Annotated in this window: 14 protein-coding genes and 1 tRNA gene; 11 read left to right on the forward strand and 4 right to left on the reverse strand. The window is 56.0% G+C overall.

The annotated features are described in order from the left end of the window. Window positions 1-21: 21 nt before the first annotated feature. The gene (locus QK293_RS07970; protein ID WP_282376634.1) at window positions 22-228 is read right to left on the reverse strand and encodes a hypothetical protein; all 207 of its coding nucleotides are present in this window, start codon (window positions 226-228) and stop codon (window positions 22-24) included. 132 nt (window positions 229-360) lie between these two features. Here QK293_RS07970 and QK293_RS07975 point away from each other — a divergent pair, with 132 nt between their 5' ends. After that, window positions 361-666, forward strand: coding sequence for a hypothetical protein (locus tag QK293_RS07975; RefSeq protein WP_282376636.1), 306 nt, complete (start codon window positions 361-363; stop codon window positions 664-666). 165 nt (window positions 667-831) lie between these two features. Continuing rightward, the gene (locus tag QK293_RS07980) at window positions 832-1,152 is read left to right on the forward strand and encodes an I78 family peptidase inhibitor (RefSeq protein ID WP_282376637.1); all 321 of its coding nucleotides are present in this window, start codon (window positions 832-834) and stop codon (window positions 1,150-1,152) included. 71 nt (window positions 1,153-1,223) lie between these two features. Here QK293_RS07980 and QK293_RS07985 read toward each other — a convergent pair whose 3' ends face one another. Both QK293_RS07985 and QK293_RS07990 read right to left on the reverse strand, forming a co-directional pair. Continuing rightward, on the reverse strand, window positions 1,224-1,436 hold the full coding sequence (locus QK293_RS07985) for a cold-shock protein (RefSeq protein WP_007905882.1): 213 nt from the start codon (window positions 1,434-1,436) through the stop codon (window positions 1,224-1,226). A 290-nt stretch (window positions 1,437-1,726) separates the two neighbouring features. After that, window positions 1,727-2,029 carry a hypothetical protein gene (locus QK293_RS07990; protein ID WP_282376638.1) on the reverse strand — a complete coding sequence of 101 codons (303 nt, stop codon included), beginning with the start codon at window positions 2,027-2,029 and terminating at the stop codon, window positions 1,727-1,729. A 374-nt stretch (window positions 2,030-2,403) separates the two neighbouring features. Between QK293_RS07990 and thrS the strand changes: the two genes are divergently transcribed. The 9 genes from thrS to QK293_RS08035 all read left to right on the forward strand — a co-directional run bounded on the left by thrS (window position 2,404) and on the right by QK293_RS08035 (window position 9,859). Then, on the forward strand, window positions 2,404-4,326 hold the full coding sequence (thrS, locus tag QK293_RS07995; protein ID WP_282376639.1) for a threonine--tRNA ligase: 1,923 nt from the start codon (window positions 2,404-2,406) through the stop codon (window positions 4,324-4,326). Next, window positions 4,326-4,877 carry a translation initiation factor IF-3 gene (infC, locus tag QK293_RS08000; RefSeq protein ID WP_176469887.1) on the forward strand — a complete coding sequence of 184 codons (552 nt, stop codon included), beginning with the start codon at window positions 4,326-4,328 and terminating at the stop codon, window positions 4,875-4,877. The genes thrS and infC overlap by 1 nt, the downstream gene beginning before the upstream one ends. Before the next feature lie 60 nt (window positions 4,878-4,937). Continuing rightward, window positions 4,938-5,132 (forward strand): 50S ribosomal protein L35, encoded by a 195-nt coding sequence (gene rpmI / locus QK293_RS08005; RefSeq protein WP_008145659.1) that lies wholly within the window; start codon window positions 4,938-4,940, stop codon window positions 5,130-5,132. 27 nt (window positions 5,133-5,159) lie between these two features. Then, complete coding sequence (gene rplT, locus QK293_RS08010) at window positions 5,160-5,516, forward strand: 50S ribosomal protein L20 (RefSeq protein ID WP_047275143.1); 357 nt, start codon at window positions 5,160-5,162, stop codon at window positions 5,514-5,516. Between the two features lie 109 nt (window positions 5,517-5,625). Then, window positions 5,626-6,642, forward strand: a complete 1,017-nt coding sequence (gene pheS, locus QK293_RS08015; protein ID WP_282376640.1) for a phenylalanine--tRNA ligase subunit alpha — start codon at window positions 5,626-5,628, stop codon at window positions 6,640-6,642. Between the two features lie 26 nt (window positions 6,643-6,668). Then, window positions 6,669-9,050 (forward strand): phenylalanine--tRNA ligase subunit beta, encoded by a 2,382-nt coding sequence (gene pheT / locus QK293_RS08020; RefSeq protein WP_282376641.1) that lies wholly within the window; start codon window positions 6,669-6,671, stop codon window positions 9,048-9,050. A gap of 3 nt (window positions 9,051-9,053) precedes the next feature. After that, window positions 9,054-9,356: an integration host factor subunit alpha gene (ihfA, locus tag QK293_RS08025; RefSeq protein ID WP_002553164.1), complete on the forward strand. Its 303-nt coding sequence runs from the start codon at window positions 9,054-9,056 to the stop codon at window positions 9,354-9,356. Then, window positions 9,337-9,693, forward strand: a complete 357-nt coding sequence (locus QK293_RS08030; RefSeq protein ID WP_003179985.1) for a MerR family transcriptional regulator — start codon at window positions 9,337-9,339, stop codon at window positions 9,691-9,693. The genes ihfA and QK293_RS08030 overlap by 20 nt, the downstream gene beginning before the upstream one ends. Window positions 9,694-9,782: 89 nt before the next feature. Next, window positions 9,783-9,859: transfer RNA gene (locus QK293_RS08035), tRNA-Pro, on the forward strand. A gap of 87 nt (window positions 9,860-9,946) precedes the next feature. Here the strand turns inward: QK293_RS08035 and QK293_RS08040 are convergent. Next, window positions 9,947-11,038, reverse strand: coding sequence for a tyrosine-type recombinase/integrase (locus tag QK293_RS08040; RefSeq protein ID WP_282376642.1), 1,092 nt, complete (start codon window positions 11,036-11,038; stop codon window positions 9,947-9,949). Between the last annotated feature and the right edge of the window lie 2 nt (window positions 11,039-11,040).

Consider the following 11,040-nt stretch of genomic DNA (forward strand, 5'->3'; position numbering starts at 1 on the left):
GTCAGCCTGCGGGTTTTACGTTCACTCGCTATCTGTCAGGCCCCTATAGTTGAGGGGGTACTTCTCGAATATTTGTGCGATGAATGTCTGGGCGGCTTGCGTCCCGAGCTCCTTGACCAATAGATCGATGCCAATGATTGCCAACTCTTCAGGGCTGCCCGGGCTGTAAGAGCTGTGGCCCTGTGGCCACTTGGCTTTGATGTCGGCGTCGATGCTTACGGTGGTCATGATGGCGCTCGTGAAGTCGGGAAAGTCTGAGTGTCGAGTTAACCATTTTGCGCGGCTTTTGACACTCCGACTTAGGCATGAGAGGAGGGCTATGCGACACTTGGTCTTTGACGAATTTACAAGGACTGTGCTGTGCAGATCGATTTAAACGTTCCTGACGGCTTGACCCTTGAGGCTGTGCGTCAGCTGCTGGCTTCCGCCAGCGACGATGAGCACACTCAATTGCGGGTGTCCAAGGGCGGCATCGCCTACATTTCGTCAGGGGTAGTGGGCGGCACTGATACCAGCAGGCTTCTGTTTCGTCTGGAGACGTGGGCCAAGGGTTCCGGTTATGTAGGATTGGTCGCGGCCAGCGACGAAGTCTGGGTGATGCAGATTTTCAATGCGCTCAAGGAAAATTGGCCGAATCCACCGTTCGACTACATTGACGTCTATTGAGCGCTGTTCATATTCAGTCACGATTGCGAGATGAACGGCAGGGAATGCTCAGGCAAACTCGCCGCGTGTCCAGATCAAGGGCGGGGTGCTAGTACTCCATGTGAAACGAAACGCCAGATTGGCTGTCGCACGATCTCAGCTTAACTATTGAAAAAAGGAGGCTTCATGCCTTGGAAGCTCGCGTCATTGGGTACTTTGTTGGCCGTTGCCGTGCTGGCCGGTTGTAGCACTACCTCCACCGAGTCGACAACAGACCCTGTCACGACGACTGATACGGGTCACAGCCGATGTGAAGCCAAGGCTGCCGAATTCACCATCGGCAAAAAGGCTTCGCCTGAACTGCTGGAGCAGGCGCGTACCCGCGCAGGCGCGCAGAATGCGCGGTTCCTCTTGCCCACCGACATGGTGACCCTGGAGTACCGTTCCGATCGGCTGAACCTGAACACCGATGCCAGTCGGATTGTGATCCGCGTCAACTGCGGCTGATCACTCAGGCTTTTGTTTCGCCCATAAAAAACCCCGTCACATGGACGGGGTTTTTTTAGTGCGGCTGAAAATTACTCAGCGCGGACTTGTGCAGCTTGCATACCCTTTTGGCCTTTCTCAGCCACGAAGGAAACGGTTTGGCCTTCTTTCAGGCTTTTGAAACCGTCGCTTTCGATAGCTTTGAAGTGTACGAACAGGTCGTCACCGCCACCTTGAGGAGTGATGAAGCCGAAGCCTTTTTCATCGTTGAACCATTTAACGGTGCCGGTTTGGCGATTAGACATGGTGTATCTCCAAGAAACATATATTTTCAGTAGTGCTGTGCTGCTCAGGCCAACTGGGCACACCGGGGTATCATAGTCGAAATGTTCGCTTTGGGAGCCCCCCGGACGCGCTGTTTGCCCTGCAGTCGCGTTCCGTTTGCTGCTTTATTTGGCTGCAAGCCCCGTTTTAAAAGGCTTTCAACCAAAAGTAAAGACAATAAAAAAACCTGTAAAACCTGCATAAATTGTACGAAAAAGCTCAAATACATCACTTTTTATCAGCGTTGAGCCGAGTCAAAAGGACTTTTTTCTCACTTTTTCGCCGGTACATTGGCCTTGCATTTGGCTATCTGGCCCAGTGCTTTCTGTTGCAAGTCTGGACTGGCCTTGTTGTCCATCAATGCTTGAATATCAGCCGCCGGGTAAGACTTGATCGAATCGGCTCCGCATGCGCAGTGAGCCTTCGCTGCGGCAGCACCGATCTGCGGGGTGGCCGCTTCTGTGCACTGAGCCATGTATTTATCGCGCTCGCCCTTCGGCCAATCGGCGTGGGCGGCCAATGGCAGCAGCAGAACGATGGGGGCGACTACTGCGAACAAACGATTCAGATGCATGCTGGGATGCTCCTTGTGGGTCAATGTCTTGTTATCTGAGGGGTAAAGCGGGGTTCAAGTTCAGCACTCTGGCATAAATTGAATGATTTGCCCCAGCACAAAGCGTCGTTGCATCGACGACCGTTCATCTGTGCTAGCATGCCCCGCTCGGGCGTTTGCAAGCTCCGGATGACCTTCAGTCCCGGTGGCGGCAACAGCGCGAATAACCCTGATTTGAATCCCAGTCACTCTGGTTCGGTTTTCCGGTTGGCCGCAAGGCTCCTGCCGCTGTAAGGCAGGCGTTCGTTATTGAATGGCCTGGAATCGGATCTTGTACTGGCTCATCCCAACCCACGTGACCTTTGGTAGGGGTCACCACTAGGAGAGGAGGCGCCATGCCAACTATTACTCTTCCCGACGGCAGTCAACGTTCATTCGATCATCCGGTTTCCGTAGCTGAGGTCGCCGCATCCATTGGTGCCGGTCTGGCCAAAGCCACTGTGGCCGGCAAGGTCGATGGCAAGCTGGTTGACGCCAGCGATATCATCGACAGCGACGCTACGCTGCAAATCATTACGCCAAAGGATGAAGAGGGGCTGGAGATCATTCGCCACTCTTGCGCCCACCTGGTTGGCCATGCGGTCAAGCAGCTGTACCCGGCGGCCAAAATGGTCATCGGTCCGGTCATCGACGAAGGCTTCTATTACGACATCGCCTTCGAACGTCCTTTCACCCCGGACGATCTGGCCGCCATCGAACAGCGCATGCTGCAGCTGATCGAAAAAGATTACGACGTGATCAAGAAAGTCACTCCGCGCGCCGAAGTGATCGAAGTGTTCAAGGCCCGTGGTGAAGACTACAAGCTGCGCCTGGTCGAGGACATGCCGAACGAACAGGCCATGGGTCTGTACTATCACGAAGAATACGTCGACATGTGCCGCGGTCCGCACGTACCGAACACGCGCTTCCTGAAATCCTTCAAGTTGACCAAGTTGTCCGGCGCCTACTGGCGTGGTGATGCCAAGAACGAGCAATTGCAGCGCGTTTATGGCACCGCATGGGCCGACAAAAAGCAGTTGGCGGCTTATATCCAGCGCATCGAAGAAGCTGAAAAACGCGATCACCGTAAGATCGGCAAGCGTCTGGGCCTGTTCCACACCCAGGAAGAGTCGCCGGGCATGGTGTTCTGGCACCCGAACGGCTGGACTCTGTATCAAGTGCTTGAGCAGTACATGCGCAAGGTTCAGCGCGACAACGGCTATCTGGAGATCAAGACTCCGCAGGTCGTTGACCGCAGCCTCTGGGAGAAATCCGGGCACTGGGCCAACTACGCCGACAACATGTTCACCACTCAGTCGGAAAACCGCGACTATGCCATCAAGCCGATGAACTGCCCTTGCCACGTGCAAGTGTTCAATCAGGGCTTGAAAAGCTACCGCGAGTTGCCGATGCGTCTGGCCGAATTCGGTGCCTGCCACCGCAATGAGCCATCGGGGGCGCTGCACGGCATCATGCGTGTGCGTGCGTTCACTCAGGACGATGCCCACATCTTCTGCACCGAAGAGCAGATGCAGGCCGAATCCGCAGCATTCATCAAGCTGACCATGGACGTCTACGCCGACTTCGGCTTCAAAGAAGTCGAAATGAAGCTGTCCACTCGTCCGGAAAAACGTGTCGGTTCCGACGAGCTGTGGGATCGCGCCGAAGCTGCATTGGCTGCAGCCCTTGATAGCGCTGGCCTGCCATACGATCTGCAACCGGGCGAGGGTGCTTTCTACGGTCCGAAGATCGAGTTCTCGCTGAAAGATTGCCTCGGCCGCGTCTGGCAGTGTGGTACCCTGCAGCTCGATTTTAACCTGCCTGTCCGTCTGGGAGCCGAATACGTCTCCGAAGACAACAGTCGCAAGCACCCGGTGATGTTGCACCGGGCGATCCTCGGCTCCTTCGAACGTTTCGTCGGAATCCTGATCGAGCACTACGAGGGTGCATTCCCTGCGTGGCTGGCTCCGACCCAGGCAGTGATCATGAACATCACAGATAAACAGGCCGATTTTGCCGCTGAGGTTGAAAAAACTCTCAATGAAAGCGGATTTCGTGCCAAGTCTGACTTGAGAAATGAAAAGATCGGCTTTAAAATCCGCGAGCATACTTTGCTCAAGGTTCCTTATCTCTTGGTTATTGGAGATCGGGAAGTCGAGATGCAGACTGTCGCTGTGCGTACTCGTGAAGGTGCTGACCTGGGCTCGATGCCCGTCGCCCAGTTCGCTGAGTTTCTCGCGCAAGCGGTTTCCCGGCGTGGTCGCCCAGATTCGGAGTAATTACTATTAAGCGTGAAATGAGACAAGATAAACGAGCTGCACCGAAAGCCCCGATCAACGAGAATATCTCGGCACGCGAGGTTCGGTTAATTGGGGCTGAAGGTGAACAGCTTGGGATTGTGTCAATTGAAGACGCGCTTCTTAAGGCTGAAGAGGCCAAACTGGATTTGGTGGAAATTTCCGCCGATGCAGTACCCCCTGTTTGCAAACTGATGGACTACGGCAAATCGATCTTCGAGAAGAAGAAGCAGGTTGCCGCGGCCAAGAAAAACCAGAAGCAGATTCAGGTTAAAGAAATCAAGTTTCGTCCAGGGACGGAGGAAGGGGATTACCAGGTAAAACTGCGCAACCTGGTACGTTTCCTGAGTGATGGGGACAGGGCCAAGGTATCTTTGCGATTCCGCGGCCGTGAGATGGCCCACCAGGAGCTGGGGATGGAACTCCTCAAGCGAGTTGAAGGTGACTTGCTCGAGTACGGTTCGGTCGAACAGCATCCTAAGATGGAAGGACGCCAGCTGATCATGGTCATCGCCCCGAAAAAGAAGAAGTAATCAATAGGGCACGGCAGGCCTTCTGATTATGTTTATCAACTGAATGCGGAGTATCCGAACATGCCAAAAATGAAAACTAAAAGTGGTGCTGCTAAGCGGTTTCTGAAAACTGCTAACGGTATCAAGCACAAGCACGCTTTCAAGAGCCACATCCTGACTAAAATGTCGACCAAGCGTAAGCGTCAACTGCGCGGTAGCAGCTTGCTGGCACCGTGTGACGTGGCAAAAGTCGAGCGCATGCTGCGCCTTCGTTAATTTAGTCAAGAATAGAGGAAGTAACTCATGGCTCGTGTAAAGCGTGGCGTCGTTGCCCGTAAACGTCACAAAAAAATTCTGAAACTTGCCAAAGGCTACTACGGCGCTCGTTCGCGCGTGTTCCGTGTTGCCAAGCAAGCGGTAATCAAGGCAGGCCAATACGCCTACCGTGACCGTCGTCAGAAAAAACGTCAGTTCCGCGCTCTGTGGATCGCTCGTATCAACGCTGGTGCACGTATCAACGGTCTGTCCTACAGCCGTTTCATCGCCGGCCTGAAAAAAGCGTCCATCGAGATCGACCGTAAGGTTCTGGCTGATCTGGCAGTGAACGAAAAAGCGGCGTTTGCTGCGATTGTCGAGAAAGCTAAAGCCACCTTGGCTTAAGTACCCCCGACAGTCACCCAGCCTCACCTCTGTGGGGCCAGGTGTTAAACGTCATAAATAGGGGAAGAGCCTTCAAGCTCTTCCCCTATTTTGTATCTGGAGTCTGTACATGGAAAACCTGGATGCGCTCGTCTCTCAAGCACTAGAGGCTGTGCAAAGCGCTGAAGATATCAATGCCCTGGAGCAAATCCGGGTTCACTACCTTGGCAAAAAGGGCGAATTGACTCAGGTGATGAAGACCCTGGGGAATTTGCCGGCAGAAGAGCGTCCGCAAGTCGGTGCTTTGATCAACGTTGCCAAGGAGCGTGTCACAGAGGTTCTCAATGCGCGCAAGGCATTGTTTGAAGAGGCGGATCTAGCCGCCAAACTCTCCGCCGAGTCCATTGACGTGACCCTGCCTGGCCGTGGCCAGACCTCGGGTGGTCTGCATCCGGTTACCCGCACTCTGGAACGTATCGAACAGTTCTTCACCCACATCGGCTACGGCATCGCCGAAGGCCCTGAGGTCGAAGACGACTACCACAACTTCGAAGCGCTCAACATCCCAGGCCATCACCCGGCCCGGTCGATGCACGACACCTTCTATTTCAATGCCAACATGTTGTTGCGCACCCATACCTCGCCGGTACAGGTCCGCACCATGGAATCGAAACAGCCGCCGATCCGCATCGTCTGCCCGGGCCGTGTGTACCGTAGCGATTCCGATATCACCCACTCGCCGATGTTCCACCAGGTCGAAGGCCTGCTGGTCGATCGCGACATCAACTTCGCCGACCTGAAAGGCACCATCGAAGAGTTCCTGCGCGTGTTCTTCGAAAAAGAACTGGCCGTGCGATTCCGTCCTTCCTACTTCCCGTTCACCGAGCCATCCGCTGAAGTCGACATGGAATGCGTGATGTGCAGCGGTAAAGGCTGCCGTGTCTGCAAGCAGACGGGCTGGCTGGAAGTGATGGGCTGCGGCATGGTTCACCCGAACGTGCTGCGCATGTCCGAGATCGACCCGGAAGAGTTTTCGGGCTTTGCCTTCGGCATGGGCGTTGAGCGTCTAGCCATGCTGCGTTACGGCGTGAACGACTTGCGTCTGTTCTTCGACAACGACTTGCGGTTCCTCGCGCAATTTCGCTAGTCGTAACGAATTCTTAGGAGAGCAGGATGAAATTCAGTGAACAATGGCTGCGTGGCTGGGTAAGCCCGCAGGTAAGTCGCGACGAGCTGGTTGCTCGTCTGTCGATGGCCGGTCTTGAGGTCGATAGCGTTACGCTGGCCGCCGGTGAATTCAATGGCGTGGTCGTGGGCGAGGTGCTGAGCACCGAGCAGCACCCGGACGCTGACAAGCTGCGCGTTTGCCAGGTCAGCAATGGCTCGGAGACCTTCCAGGTAGTATGCGGTGCACCAAACGTGCGCCCGGGCCTGAAGATCCCGTTCGCCATGATCGGTGCCGAACTGCCGGGCGACTTCAAAATCAAGAAAGCCAAGCTGCGCGGCGTTGAATCCAACGGCATGCTGTGCTCTCAGGCCGAACTGCAAGTCGGCGAAGGCAACGACGGCCTGATGGAATTGCCGGCCGATGCGCCGGTGGGTCAGGACATTCGTGAGTACCTGCGCCTGGACGACGCCAGCATCGAGGTCGATCTTACCCCGAACCGCGGCGACTGCCTGTCCCTGGCCGGTCTGGCCCGCGAAGTGGGCGCGCTGTACGCCGCCGAAGTCACCCGTCCGGTCGTTGCTACCGTTCCAGCCGTGCACGACGAAGTGCGCTCGGTCGAAGTGCTGGCGCCCGCCGCTTGCCCGCGTTACCTCGGTCGGGTGATCCGTAACGTCGACCTGTCCAAGCCAACGCCGCTGTGGATGGTCGAGCGTCTGCGTCGTTCCGACGTGCGGAGCATTGACGCTGCCGTCGACATCACCAACTACGTGATGCTGGAACTGGGTCAACCGCTGCACGCGTTCGATCTCGCCGAAATCAATGGCGGCATCCGCGTACGCATGGCCGAAGAAGGCGAGAAGCTGGTTCTGCTCGACGGTCAGGAAGTCAGCCTGCGTAGCGATACGCTGGTGATTGCCGACCACACCCGCGCCTTGGCTATCGCCGGCGTCATGGGCGGTGAGCACAGCGGTGTCAACACCGCGACCACTCGCGACGTATTCCTGGAAAGCGCGTTCTTCGACCAGATTGCTGTTGCTGGCAAAGCTCGTTCCTACGGCCTGCATACCGACGCGTCGCACCGCTACGAGCGTGGCGTGGACTGGCAGCTGGCCCGTGAAGCCATGGAGCGCGCCACTGGCCTGCTGCTGGAAATCACTGGCGGCGAAGCCGGCCCGATTATCGAAACCGTCAGCGAGCAGCATTTACCGTCGATTGCGCCGGTTACCCTGCGTGCGCAACGCATCACCCAGATGCTGGGTATGGAAATGGATTCGGCCGAAGTCGAGCGACTGCTCAGCGGCTTGGGCCTGAAGATTTCTGCCGATGGGGCGGGGCAGTGGCGCGTTGAAGTGCCAAGCCATCGCTTCGACATCAGTCTGGAAGTTGATCTGATCGAAGAGCTGGCCCGTCTGTACGGTTACAACCGTCTACCGGTTCGCTACCCGCAAGCTCGTCTGGCGCCGCAAGCCAAGGCTGAAGCGCGTAGCGATTTGCCTGAGCTGCGCCGTCTGCTGGTAGCCCGTGGCTATCAGGAAGCGATCACCTACAGTTTCATCGATCCGAAACAATTCGAGCTGTTTAATCCAGGTGTCGAACCGCTGTTGTTGGCCAACCCTATTTCGAACGACATGGCCGCCATGCGCTCGTCCCTGTGGCCTGGTCTGGTCAAGGCACTTCAGCACAACCTGAACCGTCAGCAGGATCGTGTTCGTTTGTTCGAAAGTGGCCTGCGTTTCGTCGGTCAGCTGGAAGGCCTGAAGCAAGAGCCGATGCTGGCGGGTGTTGTTTGCGGTAGCCGCCTGCCGGAAGGCTGGGCACAAGGTCGCGATGTCGTGGACTTCTTCGACGTCAAAGCTGACGTGGAAGCGGTGTTGGGCTTCGCCGGTGCGCTGGATTCATTCACCTTCGTGCCGGGCAAACACCCAGCGCTGCACCCGGGTCAAACCGCGCGCATCGAGCGTGAAGGCCGCTTGGTCGGTTTCGTCGGCGCTATTCACCCAGAATTGTCGAAAACCCTCGGTCTCGACCGTCCGGTCTTCGTTTTCGAGCTGGTTCTGGCTGAAGTGGCATGGGGTAAAATGCCTAAATTCCAGGAGTTATCGCGCTTTCCTGAAGTGCGTCGTGACCTGGCACTGATTGCGGCCAAGGACGTTGCATCCAGTGCCGTACTGGACGTAATCCGTGAAAATGCAGGCGAATGGCTGACAGACCTCAGGCTATTTGACGTATATCAGGGTAAAGGCATTGATCCTGATAGAAAAAGCCTTGCAGTCGGCTTGACCTGGCAGCATCCATCGCGCACTCTTAATGACGATGAGGTGAATACCACGACGCAAAACATCCTCACCTCGCTCGAACAAAGGTTGAACGCCACGTTAAGGAAGTGACGTATGGGGGCTCTGACGAAAGCTGAGATGGCGGAACGTCTGTATGAAGAGCTGGGCCTGAATAAACGGGAAGCCAAGGAATTGGTCGAACTGTTTTTTGAAGAAATCAGGCACGCTCTTGAAGACAACGAACAAGTCAAATTGTCCGGTTTCGGCAATTTTGACCTTCGGGACAAACGCCAGCGGCCTGGCCGCAATCCGAAAACGGGTGAAGAAATCCCGATCACTGCTCGCCGTGTGGTCACCTTTCGTCCAGGGCAGAAGTTGAAGGCCCGAGTTGAGGCTTATGCTGGAACCAAGTCATAACGACGAGCTACCCGTCATCCCAGGCAAACGCTACTTCACTATCGGTGAAGTCAGCGAGCTGTGTGCCGTAAAACCGCACGTGCTGCGCTATTGGGAGCAGGAGTTTCCTCAACTCAACCCCGTCAAACGCCGCGGAAACCGCCGGTATTATCAGCGACAAGACGTGCTGATGATCCGGCAGATCCGCGCACTTCTTTACGATCAAGGGTTCACTATCGGCGGCGCACGTTTGCGCTTGTCCGGCGATGAAGCCAAAGACGATACCACTCAATACAAGCAGATGATTCGACAGATGATTGCCGAATTGGAAGATGTGCTGGTGGTGCTCAAGAAATAAACTCATGCGATTGAATACTTTCAGTTTTCAAAAGCTTGCGATATATTCTTGAGCGTTCTTCGAGATGAGGAACGAGATTCACGCCTAGTCGGGGCGTAGCGCAGTCCGGTAGCGCACTAGCATGGGGTGCTAGGGGTCGAGTGTTCGAATCACTCCGTCCCGACCATATTTCGTAAGGGGATCAAGCACTTAGCGGCTTGATCCCCTTTCTCGTTTCAGACTTGCGCAAAACCCGCGCAAAACTGGCGCAAAACTACCCAGTGATTTCGCTGATATTCAGGTCCGGAATCGCATCGGACCAGATCACTTCGTCGTGCTCCTTCTGATAGTTTTTCGTCATCTCTTCGCTGGCGTGACCGGCGATCTTCTGCCCATCCTTACCGGCTTTCTTGTACAGGTGCAGTGACAGCGCTCTGACTTCATGGAGGCCCGGCATCTCTTCTTCCTTCCACCCCTTGTAACATTCTGCCGCTTCCCGGGCGTCCTTGAATGCTCGAGTCAAATACCTCTCTTCAACCTTCGTCCAGTGAGCCTTGGTCTCCGCCTGCTTTTGCTTTTTACGATCGGGCTTGCGGTGGACCAGGTACGGCGGGGCGACATTGTCACGGCACCGGCTGATGACCGCCTGCAACTCTGGCGTCACTCGAAAGCGTATCCATGCAGCATCGCTGGCCTTGGCCGTTTTCTTCTGGACGACATATAGAAATCCTTCCCGAACTCCATCGAAGCGCATGTCGAGGATATCGGTGCGACGTTGGGCGGTGATCAATGCCAGGTCGATTGCGTTCTTCAACCACTCAGGCGACTTCTCCCTGATGGCTTTGAGCCCCTCGACGGTGTGGCGCTTGCGCAGTTTCTTCTCGATGCGATTGATCGTACTCGCCGCGGGGTTGTCCGGGCACAGGCCCTTGGCTGCAGCGTGGTTGAATATGTCGGTCAGCAGCGCGCGACACTGGTTCGCCGTGCGCGGGGTGAGAGCGTCCAGCATTTCCGCGATCATGCGGATCGTGATCTGGTCCACTGCCTTCCCCTCGAACTGCTTGCGAAAGCGCCGAAAGTGTACGGCGTACAAGCCCAGGGTTCCCTTGGCCAGCTCGCGAGGTGGCAACACGTCGGCTTCGTACTTGTCGAGGAAGCCGGCGAATGTTTCTGTGGCGTTGTTCAGCACCGCGCCGACCAGGTCGGCACCGCGCATAAACTCCAGATTCAACTGCTTCGCGGCGTCGATCGCTTTTATGCGGTCGGCACCGAACGGAAACCACTTCCCGTCGGTTGGTCGGCGGTAGCGATAGTGTAGTGGTCTAATGAAACCGGACACCCATTTAGGCGAGAATGCTCGCCAGATCG

The organism is Pseudomonas sp. AL03 (assembly GCF_029960815.1).
Lineage (GTDB): Bacteria > Pseudomonadota > Gammaproteobacteria > Pseudomonadales > Pseudomonadaceae > Aquipseudomonas.

What these genes read in the sequence shown, in the direction of transcription:
- QK293_RS07970 (WP_282376634.1), bottom strand. Translation starts at nt 228, where the DNA reads ATGACCACCGTAAGCATCGACGCCGACATCAAAGCCAAGTGGCCACAG.
- QK293_RS07980 (WP_282376637.1), top strand. Translation starts at nt 832, where the DNA reads ATGCCTTGGAAGCTCGCGTCATTGGGTACTTTGTTGGCCGTTGCCGTG.
- QK293_RS07985 (WP_007905882.1), bottom strand. Translation starts at nt 1,436, where the DNA reads ATGTCTAATCGCCAAACCGGCACCGTTAAATGGTTCAACGATGAAAAA.
- QK293_RS07990 (WP_282376638.1), bottom strand. Translation starts at nt 2,029, where the DNA reads ATGCATCTGAATCGTTTGTTCGCAGTAGTCGCCCCCATCGTTCTGCTG.
- thrS (WP_282376639.1), top strand. Translation starts at nt 2,404, where the DNA reads ATGCCAACTATTACTCTTCCCGACGGCAGTCAACGTTCATTCGATCAT.
- rpmI (WP_008145659.1), top strand. Translation starts at nt 4,938, where the DNA reads ATGCCAAAAATGAAAACTAAAAGTGGTGCTGCTAAGCGGTTTCTGAAA.
- rplT (WP_047275143.1), top strand. Translation starts at nt 5,160, where the DNA reads ATGGCTCGTGTAAAGCGTGGCGTCGTTGCCCGTAAACGTCACAAAAAA.
- pheS (WP_282376640.1), top strand. Translation starts at nt 5,626, where the DNA reads ATGGAAAACCTGGATGCGCTCGTCTCTCAAGCACTAGAGGCTGTGCAA.
- pheT (WP_282376641.1), top strand. Translation starts at nt 6,669, where the DNA reads ATGAAATTCAGTGAACAATGGCTGCGTGGCTGGGTAAGCCCGCAGGTA.
- ihfA (WP_002553164.1), top strand. Translation starts at nt 9,054, where the DNA reads ATGGGGGCTCTGACGAAAGCTGAGATGGCGGAACGTCTGTATGAAGAG.
- QK293_RS08030 (WP_003179985.1), top strand. Translation starts at nt 9,337, where the DNA reads ATGCTGGAACCAAGTCATAACGACGAGCTACCCGTCATCCCAGGCAAA.